Raw genomic sequence first — 19,534 nt, forward strand, 5'->3', positions numbered from 1 at the left:
TCCGAACTTACAACCGATTTGGAAGGATGGAAGACATGGTAAACCGACCTGCTGAACAATTGAACGAAAGCATCAAATCCGGCAATCCGCATGTATACGACATGCTGTCCACGCTGGGCAAGGAGATCTACTTTCCGAAAGAAGGCATTCTGAGCCAATCCGCCGAAGCTGCCGGCCATGCCAAAAAGTACAACGCGACGATCGGCATTGCGACCGAAGGCGGCATTCCGATGCATTTGGACGTCATCCAAAGCAAGCTGTCCGCCTATCAGCCGAAGGACCTTTATCCGTACGCGCCGCCTGCCGGCAAACCGGAGCTCCGGACCGCCTGGCTTGCCAAGATGAAGGAGGAAAATCCTTCGCTGGAAGGAAAATCGCTCAGCAGCCCGATCGTGACCAACGCGCTGACGCACGGGCTGAGCATCGTTGCCGACCTGTTCGTCGATGAAGGGGACGCCGTCATTTTCCCGGACAAAAACTGGGAGAACTATGAGCTGACCTTCGGCATCCGCCGCCACGCGGAGATCGTCAATTATCCGCTTTTTACGGACGAAATGACGTTCAACAGCCAAGGCCTGCGCGAGGCACTGTTAGCGCAAAAAGACAAAGGCAAAGCGATCGTGATCCTCAACTTCCCGAACAACCCGACGGGGTATACGCCGGGCCTTAAGGAAGGCGATGAAATCGTTGCGGCCGTCAAGGAAGCGGCGGAAGCGGGCATCAACGTGGTCGTGGTCACGGACGACGCTTATTTCGGACTCTTTTTTGAGGATTCCTTGAAGGAATCGTTGTTCGGCAAGCTGGCCGATCTTCATCCGCGCGTCCTGGCCGTCAAGGTCGACGGCGCGACCAAAGAGGAATTCGTCTGGGGCTTCCGCGTCGGCTTCATTACCTATGCATCCGAAAGCAAAGACGTGCTGAGCGCGCTGGAACAAAAAACGCTCGGAATCATCCGCGCCACCGTCTCCAGCTGCTCCCATCCTTCCCAGACGTTCGTGCTCGATGCGCTTAAATCGCCGGAGTTCAACGCCCAGAAGGAAGAAAAATTCCAAATCATGAAAGGCCGCGCCAACAAGGTCAAGGCGCTGCTCGACAGCGGAAAATACGGCGACGTGTGGGAATATTACCCGTTCAACTCCGGTTACTTCATGTGCCTGAAGCTGAAGGACGTTTCCGCCGAAGAGCTCCGCACGCATATCCTCCATCAGTACGGCGTCGGAACGATCGCGCTCGGCGAACATGACCTTCGCATCGCGTTTTCCTGCATCGAAGAGGAATACCTGGAGGACCTGTTTGACCTCGTGTACAAAGGCATTGCCGATTTACGGAAATAAGGCGCCGGGAATAGATTTTTTTAGTCAGGAACGGGTGATTGCCCAAGCACAGTCTTTCCCCGAGACATAAGATACCGTGTAACGCAAAACAATCCAAAGTAAAGGGGAATGAACAATGAGCGAAGAAGTAAGAGGCGGATACGGATACGGTTGTGGACATGGATTATTCGGTAACACGGGTGCTATCCTGGTTCTCTTCATCCTCTTGGTTATCATCACTCGTTCTTTCTGGGTATAATCGCATACCCTTGACTTACAGGCATCGATAAGCACCGCTTAAAAAGGCAGAAGGCCGGAATCCCGGCCTTCTGCCTTTTTGTTTTCGATACTTGCGCGTTATTCGTCGTCCTCATCGTCTTCCGTCTTTTTCCTGCTTGCAAAGAATCGGGACAACAGGCAAAGAACGATCCCGCCAAGCAGCGCCATGAGCACGGTCCCCATTCGTTCGAGCCCGGCCCCGAGCAGCGGAAGCCATGTGACTGCCGCAAACGTCAGTTGAATCTGAAACGCAAGTTTGATGGCATTCCTTCGCCGGCTGCCCGGCGCGATCGGATAGACGTGAAGCCAGAAAGATTCGCTGTGAAAACGCAGCAGCGACGACAGCTGGATGCCTGCCAGAAACACGAAAAACCAATAGATGCCGATGCCGACGTTGCTTCCGCGCTGCCACCAAGCCAAAAACGCCGCCAAAACGCCGACCCTGAACACGATGCCGAGAATGTCGCTGCGCACAAAGCTTTTCATCAGCAAATACCGGTAGGCCGCTTCCGGCTTCCACGGAATGTTGTTTCCCGCCCACGAAAGCCACTTTCTGGCATAAACGCGCTGCTCCCGTCCCGGAACGTTGACGAACCACCCCAGCACCATCAGCACACGCCCGCTGTGGATTTTCTCCTGGGCAATAAGCCTTTCCCATGCGACGGGGTGTTTGGCGGGAAGTCGAAGCGCAGCGGTATACGTAGCCGCAAGCAGCACGATAAATATCAGGCTCCGGCCTGCCGGCTGCCAGATCCATGCCGCGACGCAAAGCGCAAGCACGACGTAGCGCAGCACTCTATAGGCAAATGCGGCGCGCCGGGAAACCATGCGCAGCTCCTTCCAGCAGCCGTAGCTGGCGAGCAGCTTCAGTGCGATCAGGACGAGCAGGAACAGCCAAAACGGCTTGGGCTGTCCGTCGCTCCGGACGTAAATCGGCCACGAAATGAGAAAGATGAGGGCGAGTCCCAGCAGTTTGTACACGACCCCGCTGGTCCAGCTTCCTTGAAAATAGCTTTTCATCCGGGATTCCTGCGGCAGCAGGAACACGGTGTCCGCCGGCGCGAGATAGGTTCTGAAGCTGCTGTTGACCGTCAGCGGCACCAATAATACGAGCATGATCCAGCGAATCGGGAGCCCCGCCGGAATATGCTGCACCAGGGACGTATACCATGCCGAAAAAACGATCAGCGCGAACAGCATCAGCGCCGCGACCCCGCTTTGCAGTACATAACCGAGATACGGCAGCACTTCTTTCCCCCAGAAGCGGCTCCGGCGCTCGGCCCTTAACTTCATCAAGTCCATCGTCAATCCCTGCCTTGCACGAGGGTATAAAACATATCTTCCAGCCCTGCCCCGGTCGTTCCGGCCTGCGCTTCGATCGCTTCCAGCGTCCCCTGCGCAATGATGCTTCCCTGATGCAGCACGACAAACCGGTCGCAGTAGTTTTCGATCGTCGACAGGATATGGGAGCTCAGCAGAATGGAAGAGCCCCCTTCTTTCAATTCAACCATAAAATCAAGCAAAGACCGGATGCCAAGCGGATCGAGTCCGAGAAACGGCTCGTCGATAATGTACAGCGACGGGCGGGCGACGAAGGCGCACATGATCATGACCTTCTGCCGCATGCCTTTGGACAGCTGCGTCGAAAGACTGTCCATCTTGTCCTGCATCCGGAAAATCCGGGAAAGCCTGTCCGCGCGTTCTTCATAATCGCCGCGCGGAACGTTGTAGGCCCTCGCCGTGAATTCGAGATGCTCGCGGACGGTCATATCATCGTATAACAGCGGAGACTCCGGTACGAATGCCAGGGAGCCGTGATAGGTTTCGGAATCTTCGTCCCGTTTTTTCCCCCTGACGCGAATCTCTCCTTTTTGGGGAGTCATCAGCCCAAGGATATGCTTCATGGTCGTGCTTTTTCCCGCGCCGTTCAGCCCGATCAAGCCGACCATTTCGCCCGGATTCACCTGAAAGGACACATCATGCAGCACGGGGCGGTTCAAGCTGTATCCGCCGCTCAAGCCTTGAATATCCAGCACCGTATTTCCGTTCATTGCATCACCTCCAAAAAAATACCCGGCTCATCCGCTTACGGACGTTTTTTGTCTTTCAGCCATTTGGGAGCCCCTTTGTTTTTCCGGTCGCGGTCCCGCTCGCTGCCTTTTCGTTCCGGCTGCTTGCCGCTGCGGACCCCTTCGTTTTTGCCTTTGGCCGGGCCCGGCGCCCGGCGCGTTTCTTCCTTGGCTATGCGGTTTCTGCCTTCCCCGCTCCCCGACACGTCCGCCGTCGCTTTCTGGTTCGAAGGCTTACGCGTTCCGGACGGACCGCGCCCGCCGGGCAGCGCTCCGGGTTTCAGCACTTTGCCGCCGTACAGCCTGCGCTCTTCCAGCGTTATGCCGAGCTCCCTGGCAAATTTGTTCATGATGAAAATTTGCCGGTGCGTCACCAAGGAGAGAACGAGGCCGCTGCGCCCCATGCGACCGGTACGGCCGGCCCGATGCACGTAGTGCTCCGAGTCGGCAGGCGGATCATAGTTGACGACCATCTCGAGCCCTTCGATGTCGAGACCGCGGGCGGCGACGTCGCTCGCGACCAGCACCTTGAACTTGCCGCTGCGGAAACCGGAGAGCACCCTGCTTCGGGTCAGCTTATCCGCATCCGCGTACAACCCCTCTGCCGAAAGCCCCATATAATTCAATTTGCCCTGCACTTCGGCGATGGTTTCCGTCTGATTGACGAACACGATCGCCTTTTTCGGATCGTAATGGCGGATCACCCGGCGCAGCGTCTCGATTTTATCCCGCTCGTCGCCGGCAAAATAATAATGCTCAAGCCCTTTGGCGGTCGACTGGTCGGGATCGATGCCGATTTCGACCGGAGCGTTCATCTCGCGTTTGACGAGCGCCGCCGTTTCCTCGCTGACGGTCGCCGACAAAAACACGAGCTGCCGGTCCCGGAGCGCGCTCCGGAGGATGCGGTCGACATCGGCCGCGCCGCCAAGCTGAAACACTTGATCGACTTCATCCACGACGATCGTGTTTACTTCATGCATTTTCACCTTGCGCATTTCGATCAGTTCCCGGATTCTTCCCGGGGTTCCGATAAGAAGCTGGGGGTGCTGCTTCAGCTTTTCCACCTGGCGTTTCAGGGCCGCGCCCCCGATCAATCCAAGCACGTTGATGCCGAGGTTTTCTCCGTATTTTTCGCCTTCCCTGACGATTTGCATGGCAAGCTCCTGCGTCGGCGCGATCACGAGCTTTTGCGCCGATTTCCGCTGGGCGTCGATGCCCTGCAGGACCGGCAGCAGATAGGCGAGCGTTTTGCCGGTCCCGGTCTGGGAACGGGCAAGCACGTCCGCCCCTTTCAAAATCGCGGGAATCGCTTCCGCCTGCACCGGCGTCGGATCCGTAATGCCGTATTCCGATAAGCTGTCCATCAAAGATTGTTCAATGCCCAGCGCTGTAAACGAAGTTGGGTTCATTCCATTCCATCCTTTTATAGAAGTCATTCTTAACCATTATATGATAAAAGGGCCGCCGCACCAAAAAATTAATTTGCGCGTACTGCGGAGGACGCGAAAAAACCGGCTCTATGCCGAGCCGGCCTGTCATTTTTTATTCATCATCCGATAGGTAAGCCGATCCGACAGGCGCGGGAACAGCTGGTACAAACGCATGGCCGCGGCTGCTTTGAGCGGCAGGTTCAGCTCTTCCTTTCGGGTATCCATCAGGCGCACCATTTTGCGGGCCACGTGCTCCGGCTTCATCATCAGCCATTTGACGTTGCTTACGTAGCCTCCCGAAGGATCCGCGATATCGAAAAAAGGCGTGTCGATGGGGCCCGGGTTGACGGTAGACACCGTAATTCCCGTTCCGCGCAGCTCCTGGCGCAGGGCGTTGCTGAAGCCGAGCACCGCATGTTTCGTCGCCGTATAGGCGGTCGACTTCGCCGTGCCGATTTTTCCGGCCATGGAAGCGACGTTGACGATTTGCCCGCTCCGGCGTTCAAGCATATGGGGAAGCACCGCCTTGGCGCAGCGCACCGTTCCCATATAATTGACGTCCATCATCCGCTCGAATTCCGCGGAAGGCATATCCGTCGCAGGCTCGAATTTGCCGTACCCCGCGTTGTTCAGCAAAATATCGATTCGCCCGTACTCCCGTATCACTTCTTCGACTGCCCGCTTCACTTCGTCTTCCCGGGTCACGTCAAGCGTCTTGACCCCGTGTTTCCCGGCAATGCCGGCGGAAGCTTCGGCCAGCTTGCGCCCGGAGCGCGCCGCGAGGACCGGTACCGCTCCCTTTTCGCTGAGCATTTGCGCCGTCAACAGGCCGATTCCGCTGGAAGCCCCGGTAATGAAAACGACTTTATCCTTTAACATGTTCCCGACCTCCTCCTAAGCGATGCATCCTAACGGGCCGTGCCCGCGATGCGCTTTTTGCCTCTCCTCTAAAGATAGCAGAAACTGCCGCCGGGAGAAAATCCACCGGAACGAACCGGCCGGGACCTGTTTAGGACTGCCTTTTTCTAGGAAATCATGACCTGAATGTCCAGCTCCCCGATTCCGTCCATGACAAGAGGGATGCTGAGCGCTTTTTGCGGAAAAATCGACGTAACATGCTCGCTTTTGACCACCTTCGGCGGCGTAATGTCGACGCTGACGCCTTGATTGGACAAAATGGTGCTCGCGTTGCCGCTGATCATGTTGCCAAGCTCGGAAATGGCGCTTTGCCCCATCTCGTCCATTTCCGTCAGCACGTAGCCTCCCATCATGACGGAAACCATGCGTAGCGCCACGCGCTCATGGATGCCGAACATGATGTTTCCGTTCAACTGTCCGGTCATTCCGATTTGAATCCATATATGGTCCTGAATAAACTCGACCGTCTTGACCCCCAGGTTTCCCGTCGAAGGGGATACCTGTATCACCTGCTCAATGACAAGCCGCGCGGATTCCAGAAAAGGATTAATAACCTCCGCTTTCATTAATGTTTAACACCCCTTCCAGATAGATGACAGCACTACGCTCCAAAAGTCCCATTCCCGTTTGAACCAATTATACGTGAAACCCCTTCACAAATCACGAAAAATTCATATCCGGTTTAATAACTAGGGTATAATTACCCTTATGATTAATCCCTTTTTCCTATTTAAGAATTGTAAGAGGCCGAATCCTGATATGTATATCGGTCCTTTAGGCATAATTTTGAAGGCCTTGGCGAATTTTGTAGATGCATTTTTTCCTTCCCCGGCAGGCCCTGCTTTCCGGGCAAAGCCCGAAGCCATAAGCCGAGCGGCATTGCCGTCACTTTCCGAATCCCATATAATTAAAGGATATACATTGGGTCGAGGCTCAGTTAAGGTGAGGATTTGCAAAATCCTGAGGGTACAAATAAGAGTCTAAGGAGGAACTGCATGAACATCAGTCAACTGGAGACACTGATTACCATCTCGAAGACGATGAGTTTCCGCAAAGCCGGAGAACTGCTCAATTTGACCCAACCTGCGGTATCCGCCCAAATCAAAAGCTTGGAGGACGAGTTCAAAACCGTTCTGGTCGACCGGAATCAGCCGGTAACCCTTACCGACCGCGGGCAAGTGTTCCTTGAACATGCCGAGCGGATTTTGGCCGTCGTGGAGGAGTTGAAGCAGCGGCTGTCCGATCTGGATCAGATCCCGCAGGGACATATCGTGCTTGGCACGACGACCTCCATCGCGATCCAAATCCTGCCCCGGGTGCTTTCCTATTTTCAGAACCAGTTCCCGCTGATCAAAACGTCGATCCAGTCCATGGCCTCCTCCCAAATTTATACGAGCGTGGAAAACGGCCAGATCGATGTCGGCATCGGTTACTTGATTGAACGCAATCCCAATTTGATTACATCCGTGCTTTATTACGACACCTTCGAGCTGATCGTGTCCCCGAGGCATCCCCTTGCCCGCAAAACGACGGTATCGATGGACGTTCTTCAGGATACGCCGCTGATCCTGCTGTCCCAGGATACGGTCGGCAGAAAGTTCAGCGACGACATATTCAAAAAACACGGCATCGTCCCCAACGTGGTCATGGAGCTGTCCAGCAGCGAGGAAATCAAACGGATGGTCGAAATCGACCTTGGCGCCGCCATCATGTCCAAACAATCGGTCGCAAGCGAGCTCCGCCACGGCACCCTCAAAATCATCCCGCTCAGGGAGCTCGAGGTCAGCCATCCCGTCGGCGTGATCTACAAATCCGGAAAATATTTGAACTCCGCCATGCAGCAGTTTTTAAGCGATCTCAAGGGCATGCCGGAAACCCAGTTCATCAGCTCCGAATAAATTGGGGCATCTATTATAGCGAAGGGAGACTGCAGGATGAAATTCGATCTTCATACCCACCATTTCCGCTGCGGCCATGCGGACGGCACGATCCGCGATTACGTCGAAGCCGCCATTTCCGCCGGGCTGCAGGCCATCGGCATTTCCGACCACACCCCTTATTTCGGGGAAAAAGCAGAGCAGGCGTTTCCGGCAATCGCCATGGGAAAATCCGAAATCGCCAACTACGTCGAAGAAGTGCTGGAGCTGAAAAAAGAATACGAGGGCAAAATCGACGTGCTGCTCGGCATCGAATCCGACTATTTTCCCGAGCATTTCGAAACCTACCGCAAAGTGCTGTCCAATTACCCGTTCGACTACATCATCGGGTCGGTGCACAACGTGGGGGGCGTCAGCATTTTCAATAAAAACCGGTGGAAAAAGCTGAGCGATCAGCAGCAAATCGAAGTCAAGGAAGACTATTACCGGCTGATCCAGGATTCGGCGCGAAGCGGCCTCTTTCAATTTTTGGGCCATATCGACGCCATGAAAGGAAATTATCCCGCTTTTTCCGATATTCCCGCCGAACGGATGTTGGACGAAACGCTGCAGGTCATCGCGGAAAACGGGGTAGCGATCGAAATCAACACTTCCGGCAAAACGAAGCTGAGCGGGGGCTGGTATCCTTCCGACGCGATTCTTGCGCGCGCCTTGCATTTCGGCGTCGACGTGACGTTCGGCTCGGACGCGCACAAACCTTCCCGGGTGGGCGACGAGCTGAACCAAGTGGCCGCGCGGCTGAAGGAAATCGGCTTCAAAGAATGGGTGTATTTCAAAAACAAGCAAAAGATCAGCGTGCCGCTGTAATCCGCTGCTTTCTAACGCAAAAAAAATGGACCCGTCACGAGCGGGTCCTCAAAACATCATTTATATTTTCAAAAAGGGGGTCATGCAATAAGTGTACCCCGTCTCTGTTAGAGACGCATAACAGCAATATTTCATTTATGTTACAAAACCATTCCCACGTTGCAAGCTTCCGTTACAGGCTTTTTTCGACCCCTTTTTTAACGATCCGCTTCTGATTCCCTGCTTGACCGGAACGGTTCACGATCAGGATGCCGGCAACGACCAGGCCAAGCGACAGCCCGATCCAGGCCGACACGCGTTCATCCAGCAGCACCGCCGACAGCAGGACGCCGAAAACCGGAATCAGGAACAGGTATAAGGATACTTTGCCGACCGCGTTATATTTCATGACCGTGTTCCACAGCGCAAACCCTGCGGCGGAAAGCACGGACAGGTACATGAGGAGCAGCCACCCTTTGGCGTCAAAGGAAAACGGCGCGATGCCGCTTCGGACGGCCCCTACGGCGAGAAGCCCCAGGCCGCCGGCGAGCATCTGCTTTCCCGTCAGCGCCATGACGGATTCGCTCACGCTTTCCTTGCGGAAAAGCACGTTGCCGAATCCGCCGAAAGCGGCCGATGCCAAGAGCAGGACGGCGCCGATGCCGAAATGGAACTGCACGCCCTGCTGCGCAAAACCCATTACCAGAATGCCGAGGAATCCGAGCAGCAGCCCCATCCATTTCGCCGGGTTCAACCCTTCCGACTTGTCCAGAAGCCGTGCCGACAAAATTTGAAACAGCGAGGTGGAGCCCACCAAAATGGAGCCTTCGATGCCGGAACTGTAGCTGAGTCCCGCGTACAACACGAGGTACTGCAAAAAGGTCTGGATGAAACCGAGCCGTGCGAGGCGGGGCATGGAAAGCGGCTTGCGCCCCGGATTCCGGGTCTGTCCCGTCAGCATGGCCAGAAGGATCAAAATGAGTCCCGCCAGCGCAAACCGGTAGCCCGCAAACACCCATTCCCCGAACACGTCCTTGGAATCGATATGAAAATGCCCATAGCTGATCTTGATGACCGGCAGCGCGCTGCCCCACAACAGGGTTGCCCCCGCGGAGCTGATCAATATGCCTGCCGGATGTTTAAACCATGTTTCTGCCTTCACTTTGCTGTGCTGAATCTCCCTTCAAATCCTTACCGTCGCTTATCATGCCCTTGTCCTGAAGGGCCTGGTATTGCAGGTTCGTAAGGCTGTAAATTTTCATCTCGAGCGGTGCCGCAAAAAACATCCTTTTATGGGAGAACGTACGTTCCAGCACCATCCCGTTTTTTTGCATGACGCGTTCCGAAGCGGTGTTGACCGCATGGCACCGCCCTTCTACCCGATGCAGCCGCAGCCCGGAAAAAACATACTGCAGCAGCACACCTACCGCTTCGGTCGCCAATCCCTGCTGCCAAAACCTCCGGTCGAGCATGTAGCCGATCATGGCGTCCATTTGCTCCTGCCTCCAGTTTTGCAGCGACACGACCCCGACGGGAACGTTCGTCCCCGGAATCCATATGCCGTAATGCATCGAATCCGGACGGCTGTCGTTCAATAGCTCCGCGGCCACGCGGCGCGACCGCCCGAAGCTGAACAGCGATCCTTGCGTGACGTATTTCATGACCTGCGGATCGGAGAGGATGCCAAGCAAAGCGGGGGCATCCTTTTTCTCGACCTGCCGGAGCGCCAGGCGCTCCCCCGTCAATTCGGGCGAAAACCGAAACTTTTCCGCGAACATCCGCTTCCTCTCCTTTGCATCGCTGCATGATTCAGGCGTTTCCCGACCTCAGCGTCATCATGGTCAGCTCCGGCGTGCACAGGAAACGTATCGGCAAATGGGTTTCGCCGATGCCGCGGTTGACGTAAAGCGGCATCGCCCGCTCCCCGACCGCGTAGTCTCCCATCACGTAACGTCTTGCTCCCGGCGGCGTGAGCATCGCTCCGATGAGCGGAACCCGGACCTGTCCTCCATGGCTGTGTCCGGATATTTGCATGTCGAACGGGTACGCGGCCGCCGTGTCCGCGTAATCCGGCTCATGCATCATCAGCAGCGTAAACAGGCCGTCGGGAACGCCGCCAAGCCCCTTTACGGGGTCCGGGAACCCCTTTAACCCGTCATCCAGGCCCACGATGGCGATCGCCTCTCCTCGCCGCTCCACAAGGGCGCTCCCGTTTCTCAAGACTTGAAAGCCTGCGACCTTCAGCATGTCGGCGACCAAATCCGGGCGGGTCATGTAATCATGGTTGCCGAGGATCGCAAACTTGCCGAGCGCCCCGTTCATGGAAGCCAGCAGCGGAAGATACTCGGGCAATGCGTCCGCCTCCGAATCCACCGCATCCCCGGTAAAAAGGACCAGATCGGGCGCTTCGCTTTCGATCGCTTCGGCGAGCCGGGCAATCACGCTTTTCCTGGAGTAGAAACCCAGATGGAGGTCGCTGAAATGCGCAATCCGAATCCCGTCAAATGCGGCCGGAAGCCTGGGGCAGCGGAAGGACGGGCGGACGATGTCCAGCTGCACGGGCTCCCAAAACGAGGCGTATCCCCCGGCCAGCATGCCGGCGCCCAAAATAGCCGTCCCCGAGCGCTTCAAAAACGCCCTGCGCGTCATCCTGCCGGACTTTGGACTGTTTTTCATCGCTTGCCCGCTCCCTGTATAATAATGATAAGAAAAGCGTCTTTTTACGTTGATGATTCGAACCCTGAGACCGTTTCCAGAAAGAACGGCATTTGCCAAAAATACTTATCCGTTCTCCATCAATCCAAATAGATCAAAGGAAAAGGATGATTCCCTATGTCTAACGATACCATGTCAAGCCTGATTCAGAAACAAAAACATTTTTACAAAAGCGGCATGACGCGCCCCTTGGCTTTTCGTTTGGAGCAGCTCAAAAAGCTGCGGGACGCGCTGACCGCAAACGAGAAAAGGATCATCGAAGCCCTGAACAACGATTTGAACAAAAGCGAGTTCGAAGCCTTTTCCACGGAGATCGGCATCGTGTACGAAGAATTGGCCTTTACGCTCAAACATCTGCGCCGCTGGATGGCGCCCAAAAGGGTCCGAACCGCATTGACGCATATCGGAAGCCGAGGCCGAATCATCCCCGAACCTTACGGCACCGCGCTGATTATAGCCCCGTGGAATTACCCGTTCCAGCTCGCCGTATCCCCGCTCATCGGGGCATTGGCGGCCGGAAACACCGCGCTGCTGAAGCCTTCGGAGCTCACCCCCGCTACGTCGGCGCTGTTGGCCGACATGCTCGGCGGTATCTTCGGCGAGGAATACGTGGCCGTGGTGCAAGGCGGGCCGGATGTCAGCCAGGAGCTGCTGGCCCAGCCCGTGGACTACATCTTTTTTACCGGCAGCGTCAACGTCGGCAAAATCGTCATGCAGGCAGCCGCCGAACGGCTTATTCCGCTGACGCTCGAGCTCGGCGGCAAAAGCCCCTGCATCGTCCACGAAGATGCCGAGCTTAAGCTCGCCGCCCGGCGCATCGTTTTCGGCAAATTCACGAACGCCGGCCAGACCTGCATCGCCCCGGACTATGTGCTGGCGCACCGCAGCATCAAAAACAAGCTCATCTCGCACCTGCGGGAAGCCGTCAGGGAGCTTTACGGACCCGATCCGTTATTTAACCCGTCGTATAGCCGCATCGTTTCCGAAAAACATTTCAAAAGGCTTGTATCCTTCCTGGAAAGCGGCAGCATCGCCGCAGGCGGCCGGACGGATCCGGACCGTCTCCGCATCGAGCCGACGCTTCTGGATCAAGCGGCATGGGATATGCCCGTCATGCAGGAGGAAATCTTCGGCCCGATTTTGCCGATCCTGGAATACGACGACATCCAAGAAACCGTGGACATGATTAACGCCCGTCCCAAGCCGCTTGCTTTGTATCTGTTCACCCGGGATGCCGGGATCGAGAAGGCGGTTGTCGGCAGCGTCTCCTACGGCGGCGGCTGCGTCAACGACACGCTGATGCATATCGCCACCCCCTACCTGCCGTTCGGCGGCGTCGGCGAAAGCGGCATGGGGGCCTATCACGGGAAAGGCAGCTTCGACACCTTCACGCATTACAAAAGCGTCCTGAAGCAGACGACCCGTTTCGATATCGCCTTCCGTTACCCGTCCTCCAAAAACGGGCTCAAACTGTTGCGCAAGCTGATGAAGCCGTAAAGCCTGGCCCCTCGCTACAGCTCCTCCGGCAGCTTGTCGTCGGGTCCCGGGCTAAAAATCCGCCGGAATTCGGTCAGCATCGACAGAGCGTACGCCACGGTAATGAAGCTGAAGCATACTTCCATGATGACCGCCAGCCGGGACGTGCTGTCCACGGGCGATATGTCGCCATATCCGACGGTCGCAAAGGTCGCCACGCTGAAATAGAGGAAAGAAACCAGCTGGCTGACAAGATCGCTGCCGATGTTTTCCCCGTCAAACGCATTTTGTCCGAACAGCTTGTAAATCGACGTATAAATGATCGTAAAAAAGCACACGCACATGAGTGCGGCCGCGCTGATCCGAATCAGCAGCGTCTTCATGTAAAACTTCCTTTTTTTCAGCGCGGACTCGGCAATGCCGTTAAAAATGTACAATATGTAAAAAATGACGGAGGCAAGGCAAAACAGCAGGATTAGCGCCCTCATGCCCCCGCGTCCCGGCACGATGCTCATCAGGTCGATCAGGCCGAACAAATCCTCCAGCGACACCAGCACGTAAATGATGACGGGCGCCAGCAGCACCGCCTTGCTCGTCCATTTTTTCTCCAGCCGGTAAAAAACGGCCATCAACGCCAATAAACCCGCGATATTTAAAAGCCACATCCACCACGTCATGATCGAACACGCTCCCGCCCGTTACGGAGTCCCGGGTGCTTTTTGTCCTTGCGGCCCCGGTAAGCCTTGGATTTATAAAAATTTCTTTAATTTGCATTACCCCCGGGCGGGCATTTCGTCACATATTTCGTCCGTACGGCCGATCCTTGAGCGATTCCGCAGCAAAAAGCCCCTCCGCCCTGCAGTTCACTGCAGCGATGGCGGAGGGGCTTTACGCTTGGGCTGAACGTTATACGCTAAGCCATTTTTTGAACAAATGCTTGGTCGTCTGCTTGTTGATTTCCGCGATGGATGTCGTGAGCGGAATGCCTTTCGGACAGGAACGCACGCAGTTCTGCGAGTTGCCGCAGCCTTCGATGCCGCCGTCGTCCATCAGGGCGTCCAGCCGTTCGTCCGCGTTCATTTCGCCCGTCGGATGGGCGTTGAACAAGCGAACCTGGGAAATGGCCGCCGGCCCGATGAAGTCGGATTTGTCGTTGACGTTCGGGCAGGCTTCGAGGCATACGCCGCAGGTCATACACTTGGACAGCTCGTATGCCCATTGGCGTTTTTTCTCGGCCATGCGCGGTCCGGGACCCAGATCGTACGTGCCGTCGATCGGAATCCACGCTTTGACGCGTTTCAAAGCGTTGAACATCCGGCTGCGGTCGATGACCAGGTCGCGAACGACCGGGAAGGTCCGCATCGGCTGCACGCGGATCGGCTGCTCCAGCTTATCGACCAGCGCCGCGCACGCCTGGCGCGGCTTACCGTTGATCACCATGGAGCAGGCGCCGCAAACCTCTTCGAGGCAGTTGGATTCCCAGCATACCGGGGCGACTTTTTCGCCTTTGGCATTCTGAGGATTGCGCTGAATTTCCATCAGCGCGCTGATTACGTTCATTCCCGGGCGATAAGGAAGCTCGAATTCCTCGGTGTACGGCGCCGATTCCGGGCTGTCCTGACGGGTAATGATAAACTTCACTTTTTTGGTAGAAGCAGTTTGTTCCGCCATGTCAAATCCCCCTTCTTACTTGTCTTTGGAATAGTCGCGGATCCGCGGCGGGATGAGCGACACGTCGACCGCCTCATAGGAAATTTCCGGACCGTCCGGCGTCCAGGCCGCCTTGGTCGTTTTCAGGAACTCCTCGTCGTTGCGGTCCGGGAATTCCGGCTTGTAGTGCGCGCCGCGGCTTTCGTTGCGCAGCAGCGCTCCCAGCGTCATCGCTTCGGCCAGCTCAAGCATGTTCCACAGCTGGCGGGTAAAGGATGCCCCCGGATTGTTCCAGCGCGATTTATCGTTGATGTTGATGTTTTTGTAGCGTTCTTTCAATTCCTTGATTTTGCCGATCGTTTTTTCCAGCTTGTCGTTGTAGCGAACCACCGTCATGTTGGCGGTCATCCATTCGCCCAGTTCTTTATGCAGCACATAGGCGTTTTCGTTTCCGTCCATCTTGAGGATGTTTTCGTATTTGTCTTCCTGCTTCTTTTTGTACTGGTCGAAGACGGTCGAGGATACGTCCGCCGCGGACTTCTTCAAGCCCTTGATATATTCGACCGCTTTTGGTCCGGCCACCATGCCGCCGAAGATCGCGGATACGAGCGAATTCGCTCCGAGGCGGTTGGCGCCGTGGTATTGGTATTCGCATTCGCCGGCCGCAAACAGGCCCGGAATGTTGGTCATTTGGTTGTAGTCGACCCACATGCCGCCCATGGAATAGTGAACGGCAGGGAAAATTTTCATCGGGATTTTGCGAGGATCGTCGCCGACGAATTTTTCATAGATTTCAATGATGCCGCCGAGCTTGACGTCCAATTCCTTCGGATCTTTATGCGACAGATCGAGATAGACGGTGTTTTCGCCGTTGACCCCGAGGCCTTGGTTGACGCACACGTCGAAAATTTCCCGGGTCGCGATATCCCGCGGAACGAGGTTGCCGTACGCCGGATATTTTTCCTCCAGGAAGTACCAAGGTTTGCCGTCCTTGTAAGTCCAGATCCGGCCGCCTTCGCCGCGCGCGGATTCGGACATCAGGCGCAGCTTGTCATCCCCTGGAATGGCCGTCGGGTGAATTTGGATGAATTCGCCGTTGGCGTAATATACGCCCTGCTGGTAAACGGCGCTTGCCGCCGTCCCCGTGTTGATGACCGAGTTGGTCGTTTTGCCGAAAATGATGCCGGGACCGCCGCTGGCGAGGATCACCGCATCGGCTGCGAACGTATGGATTTCCATCGAGCGCAGGTCCTGCGCGACGATGCCGCGGCAAACGCCCTCGTCATCGATGACGGCCTGAAGGAATTCCCAGTTTTCATGCTTCGTGACCAGTCCGGCCGTTTCGTGGCGGCGAACCTGCTCATCCAGCGCGTACAGCAGCTGCTGGCCCGTTGTTGCGCCGGCATAGGCCGTACGGTGGTGTTTCGTTCCGCCGAAACGGCGGAAATCGAGCAAACCTTCAGGCGTCCGGTTGAACATGACGCCCATCCGGTCCATGAGGTGAATGATGCCCGGAGCCGCTTCGCACATCGCTTTGACCGGAGGCTGGTTGGCAAGGAAGTCCCCGCCGTAGACGGTATCGTCAAAATGGATCCATGGCGAGTCGCCTTCGCCTTTCGTGTTGACGGCTCCGTTGATGCCGCCCTGCGCGCATACGGAGTGCGATCTTTTAACAGGGACAAGCGAAAACAGGTGAACATGGACGCCCGCTTCCGCCGCTTTGATGGTAGCCATCAAGCCGGCCAAACCGCCGCCCACGATAATGATGTTGTTTGATGCCATTTTTGCTCACTCTCCTTAACTAAGAACTGACTTTACGGTATCAAGCCAAGCGGTTGCTTCCTGGAATTCCGCGCCGCGGAACGCGATCATGGACAATACGAGCATCACGCTTACAAGGACGAACAACGTCATGCAGATGTAAGACGATACGCGCTGCGCGCGCGGCCCGACCGTGATGCCCCAGCTGACGAAGAAAGACCAGAGGCCGTTGGCGAAGTGGAACGAAGCCGATACGACGCCGATCAGATACAGGATGAACAGTCCCGGTTGGACGAAGATGTCGTGCATCGTGCTTCCCAGCTGTTCATGGGTAATGTTGCCGAGCGCCAACTGGATACGGGTTTCGTATACGTGCCAGATGATGTACACGAACGTGATGACACCTGTTATCCGCTGGAACAGGTAACGCCAGTTGCGCGAATACTGAAAGCGCCCGTTATTCGGCTTGGCTTGGTAGGCGATATACAAACCGAACACGCCGTGGTAAATCAGCGGCAGGTAGATCAGCCCCCACTCGAGCAACCAGAGAAGCGGAAGATCATTGATCAGCTTGACGCCGGCGTTAAAACGCGCGAGCCCTCCTTCGAATGCGCCGAAGTTCGTCAGCGCATGCTCGATGAAAAACAAGCCGAGCGGAATGACTCCAAGAAGCGAATGCAGCTTTCTGGAATAATAACCATTCATAGATTGACGTGCCCCTTTCTCACATTATAACGTTTTCAATTTTTCATTTTCCGACATTTCACGGAAGTTCGCACACGAAAGTGTGAACAACTTGTGGCACTTTTCATGTTACTCTTTTTTTTCTTATAATGGAATTGCAATATAATTATTAATCATTATAATTTAGATGCATATGTAATAAACGTTGACCCCGATTCCATGGGAAGGAAGGTGAATCTGATGTTCGAGGATTTGGACGTCTTTGCGACGATTGTCGAACAGTCCAGCCTGAACAAAGCATCCCGGATATTGAATTTGTCGCAGCCGGCCCTGTCCCGCAAAATTTCAAAGCTGGAGGACGAGCTGGGCGTCAGCCTGTTCAATCGGCGCGGCAAAAGGCTGGAGCTTACCGCTTTCGGGCAAACCGCCTACAACTTCGCATTGGAGCAGCGGCAGCAAAAGCTCAAATTCATGCAAATGATCTCCAAATACAAAGGCGACGACCAAATTTCCGTTACGCTCGGCGCCAGCCTCACCACCCTGCAGACGACCCTGCCGCCGCTCGTGACCGCGTTCATGGAAAAACACCCGACGGCCGAGCTGAAGCTGATCACGGGCAAAACGCATGAAATCGTCTCCGCCGTGCGCGACAAAAAGCTTGACGCGGGCATCGTCGCCTCTTCCATCGAGGAACCCGGGCTGCGCTGCACCGCATTGTTCGACGACCATCTGGAGCTGGTGCTTCCGAAAAGCCATCCGCTGCTCGAAAAGGATGACGTAAGCATGGACATGCTTCACGGCCTTCCTATGATCATATTCTCAACCGGAACCTGGTACCGTAAACTGACCGACGATCTTTTTCATCGCGCCGGCGTCGTGCCGGACATCCGGATGGAGATGGACTCGTTCGAAGCGATCGTCCGGCTGCTTCCGGCCTGCAAGGCCGCCGCGCTGCTGCCGAAATCGTATTTGCGGAGCCAGCTGCTCGAGGATAACGACCTCGCCACGATCCATGTCCCGGATTTGAAGGAAACGCGGCGCACGACCTCGCTCATTTATCCCGACAACGGCGGGCTCAGCGCCGGCGCCAAACGCTGGGTGGAAGAAACGAAATCGATCTTCGGCCAACTTGCCCGGCAGCATCATTCATAAAAAACAAACCTCTGTTGCACACCAAAAAGCTGCTCTCCGCCGTCGTTTCGTTACGGCCGGAAGCAGCTTTTTTTGAGCAGCGAACCTCTCGTTCTATGCTTTTGCGCCGGCGGATGCGGGTTGGCCGTCAGATTTGATTTCGAGCCCCAATTTGCGGGCGACAAGGCAGGTCGTGCTTGCCTGAAGCAAAATCGTGAGCATGATCGCCATGAACGTCATCGCCGAAATCGCCCCGGCATGCGCCACGCCCATGCCCGCGATCATGCCGGACAAAGCCGCGGGAATGACCCCCGTCTCGCGTACCCACATCATGAACAGAAGCTCGCGCCAAGTCCATTTGACCTTCCGGTCAGGCAGCGCGCAGAGCAGGATAGTAAGCGGTCGGGCCACGAACATGAGCACCAGTACCGCCGCAAAGCTAGGCCAGAAATAATCGCCGAGCGCCTGAAAATCCACCTGGCTGCCGAGCATAATGAAAATCAGCATCCGCATCATGATGCTCGTATTGTCGGCAAAAGCCCCGGTTTCCTCCAGCTTGTCGTCCATCGACAAACCCATCGTGTCCGCATTTCCCCAGACCAGCCCGGCGACAAACGTCGCCATAAATCCGCTGACGTGCAGCATGTCCCCTATTAAATAGGAAGAAAGTGCAACGACGAGCATCGCGATGGTCGTATAGTCCTTTAACACGCCGAGGCGGAAATGGGCGACCAAATAGGTGAGAACGACCGAAACGACCGCCCCGACGGCAATCCCGCCGACGGCCGTTTTGACAAATTCCCAAGCCATGTCCCCGGCTTGCAGCGCCTTTCCTCCCGTAACCGCCGCAAGCAGCGAGAACGTCAGGATCGAACCGGTCGCGTCGTTGAACGCCGATTCGCTTTCGACCGTTTCCCTGACCCGTTCCTTGATTTTCACCTGTTTAAAGACGGGAATGATCGAAGCCGGGTCGGTCGAGGCAATGACGGCGGCCGCGAGAAACGAAACGATCCAATCGAGCCCAAACAAAAAATGTACCGCGGCGCCCACGATGCCTGTCGTAATAATTACGCCGGGGACGCTCAATAGAGACAGGGTGATCCAAACCTTTCGCAGTCCGCCAAAGCTCAGGTTCCGGCCGCCATCGAACAGGATCAAAGCCGAGCCGGCCGTCAAAATAAACTGATTGATCAGCGAGCTGCTTTCCGCATGGATCAGGTGCAGACCTCTCCCCAGCACCATGCCGGCGATGATAAACACGGCAACGTCCGGCAAACGAAGCCAGGATGCCAGCCTTCCGGCCAACATCCCGACGGTAATGATAAAGAGCAGCAGGATTAAAATATGATGAATGATTTCGGTCGTCTGGGTTTCCACGTTAACTT

The 19,534-nt window shown here is 55.9% G+C and carries 19 protein-coding genes; 6 read left to right on the forward strand and 13 right to left on the reverse strand.

The window, feature by feature from the left end:
- The first annotated feature begins 35 nt into the window (after positions 1-35).
- Positions 36-1,334: an aminotransferase class I/II-fold pyridoxal phosphate-dependent enzyme gene (locus AC27KL_RS13585; RefSeq protein ID WP_487170035.1), complete on the forward strand. Its 1,299-nt coding sequence runs from the start codon at positions 36-38 to the stop codon at positions 1,332-1,334.
- A 115-nt stretch (positions 1,335-1,449) separates the two neighbouring features.
- Positions 1,450-1,572 (forward strand): YjcZ family sporulation protein, encoded by a 123-nt coding sequence (locus AC27KL_RS13590; protein WP_487170036.1) that lies wholly within the window; start codon positions 1,450-1,452, stop codon positions 1,570-1,572.
- Between the two features lie 98 nt (positions 1,573-1,670).
- Here AC27KL_RS13590 and AC27KL_RS13595 read toward each other — a convergent pair whose 3' ends face one another.
- The 5 genes from AC27KL_RS13595 to AC27KL_RS13615 all read right to left on the reverse strand — a co-directional run bounded on the left by AC27KL_RS13595 (position 1,671) and on the right by AC27KL_RS13615 (position 6,575).
- Positions 1,671-2,894, reverse strand: a complete 1,224-nt coding sequence (locus AC27KL_RS13595) for an ABC transporter permease (RefSeq protein WP_487170037.1) — start codon at positions 2,892-2,894, stop codon at positions 1,671-1,673.
- A 2-nt stretch (positions 2,895-2,896) separates the two neighbouring features.
- Complete coding sequence (locus tag AC27KL_RS13600; RefSeq protein WP_212948154.1) at positions 2,897-3,643, reverse strand: ABC transporter ATP-binding protein; 747 nt, start codon at positions 3,641-3,643, stop codon at positions 2,897-2,899.
- Between the two features lie 35 nt (positions 3,644-3,678).
- Positions 3,679-5,070, reverse strand: a complete 1,392-nt coding sequence (locus tag AC27KL_RS13605; RefSeq protein WP_487170038.1) for a DEAD/DEAH box helicase — start codon at positions 5,068-5,070, stop codon at positions 3,679-3,681.
- 126 nt (positions 5,071-5,196) lie between these two features.
- Entirely contained in the window at positions 5,197-5,970 is a 774-nt protein-coding gene (locus AC27KL_RS13610; protein ID WP_036710845.1) for an SDR family NAD(P)-dependent oxidoreductase, read from the reverse strand.
- 146 nt (positions 5,971-6,116) lie between these two features.
- Positions 6,117-6,575 carry a chemotaxis protein CheX gene (locus AC27KL_RS13615; protein ID WP_036710848.1) on the reverse strand — a complete coding sequence of 153 codons (459 nt, stop codon included), beginning with the start codon at positions 6,573-6,575 and terminating at the stop codon, positions 6,117-6,119.
- A gap of 429 nt (positions 6,576-7,004) precedes the next feature.
- Between AC27KL_RS13615 and AC27KL_RS13620 the strand changes: the two genes are divergently transcribed.
- Together AC27KL_RS13620 and AC27KL_RS13625 are read left to right on the forward strand one after the other, a co-directional pair.
- A complete protein-coding gene (locus tag AC27KL_RS13620) occupies positions 7,005-7,907 on the forward strand; it encodes a LysR family transcriptional regulator (protein ID WP_339323781.1) in 903 nt (300 codons plus the stop codon).
- Between the two features lie 36 nt (positions 7,908-7,943).
- Positions 7,944-8,753, forward strand: coding sequence for a histidinol-phosphatase (locus AC27KL_RS13625; protein WP_487170039.1), 810 nt, complete (start codon positions 7,944-7,946; stop codon positions 8,751-8,753).
- Positions 8,754-8,925: 172 nt separating this feature from the next.
- On the opposite strand, the gene AC27KL_RS13630 is transcribed toward AC27KL_RS13625, so the two are convergent.
- The 3 genes from AC27KL_RS13630 to AC27KL_RS13640 are packed head-to-tail and all read right to left on the reverse strand — an operon-like array spanning position 8,926 to position 11,408.
- On the reverse strand, positions 8,926-9,894 hold the full coding sequence (locus AC27KL_RS13630; protein WP_487170040.1) for a DMT family transporter: 969 nt from the start codon (positions 9,892-9,894) through the stop codon (positions 8,926-8,928).
- On the reverse strand, positions 9,872-10,510 hold the full coding sequence (locus tag AC27KL_RS13635; protein WP_487170041.1) for a GNAT family N-acetyltransferase: 639 nt from the start codon (positions 10,508-10,510) through the stop codon (positions 9,872-9,874). Before AC27KL_RS13635 ends, AC27KL_RS13630 begins: the two co-directional genes overlap by 23 nt.
- A gap of 31 nt (positions 10,511-10,541) precedes the next feature.
- Positions 10,542-11,408, reverse strand: a complete 867-nt coding sequence (locus AC27KL_RS13640; protein ID WP_487170042.1) for a metallophosphoesterase — start codon at positions 11,406-11,408, stop codon at positions 10,542-10,544.
- A 156-nt stretch (positions 11,409-11,564) separates the two neighbouring features.
- Between AC27KL_RS13640 and AC27KL_RS13645 the strand changes: the two genes are divergently transcribed.
- Positions 11,565-12,944, forward strand: a complete 1,380-nt coding sequence (locus AC27KL_RS13645; RefSeq protein WP_487170043.1) for an aldehyde dehydrogenase — start codon at positions 11,565-11,567, stop codon at positions 12,942-12,944.
- Between the two features lie 14 nt (positions 12,945-12,958).
- On the opposite strand, the gene AC27KL_RS13650 is transcribed toward AC27KL_RS13645, so the two are convergent.
- The 4 genes from AC27KL_RS13650 to AC27KL_RS13665 all read right to left on the reverse strand — a co-directional run bounded on the left by AC27KL_RS13650 (position 12,959) and on the right by AC27KL_RS13665 (position 17,039).
- Complete coding sequence (locus AC27KL_RS13650; RefSeq protein ID WP_339323775.1) at positions 12,959-13,600, reverse strand: ion channel; 642 nt, start codon at positions 13,598-13,600, stop codon at positions 12,959-12,961.
- Positions 13,601-13,829: 229 nt separating this feature from the next.
- On the reverse strand, positions 13,830-14,594 hold the full coding sequence (sdhB, locus tag AC27KL_RS13655; RefSeq protein ID WP_339323774.1) for a succinate dehydrogenase iron-sulfur subunit: 765 nt from the start codon (positions 14,592-14,594) through the stop codon (positions 13,830-13,832).
- A 15-nt stretch (positions 14,595-14,609) separates the two neighbouring features.
- Complete coding sequence (gene sdhA, locus AC27KL_RS13660; protein ID WP_212948170.1) at positions 14,610-16,355, reverse strand: succinate dehydrogenase flavoprotein subunit; 1,746 nt, start codon at positions 16,353-16,355, stop codon at positions 14,610-14,612.
- Between the two features lie 15 nt (positions 16,356-16,370).
- Positions 16,371-17,039 carry a succinate dehydrogenase cytochrome b558 subunit gene (locus tag AC27KL_RS13665; RefSeq protein WP_036710857.1) on the reverse strand — a complete coding sequence of 223 codons (669 nt, stop codon included), beginning with the start codon at positions 17,037-17,039 and terminating at the stop codon, positions 16,371-16,373.
- 219 nt (positions 17,040-17,258) lie between these two features.
- On the opposite strand from AC27KL_RS13665, the gene AC27KL_RS13670 reads away from it, so the two are divergent.
- On the forward strand, positions 17,259-18,170 hold the full coding sequence (locus tag AC27KL_RS13670; protein ID WP_036710860.1) for a LysR family transcriptional regulator: 912 nt from the start codon (positions 17,259-17,261) through the stop codon (positions 18,168-18,170).
- 93 nt (positions 18,171-18,263) lie between these two features.
- On the opposite strand, the gene AC27KL_RS13675 is transcribed toward AC27KL_RS13670, so the two are convergent.
- The gene (locus tag AC27KL_RS13675) at positions 18,264-19,526 is read right to left on the reverse strand and encodes a cation:proton antiporter (protein ID WP_487170044.1); all 1,263 of its coding nucleotides are present in this window, start codon (positions 19,524-19,526) and stop codon (positions 18,264-18,266) included.
- Between the last annotated feature and the right edge of the window lie 8 nt (positions 19,527-19,534).

The organism is Paenibacillus sp. YAE3 (assembly GCF_057546105.1).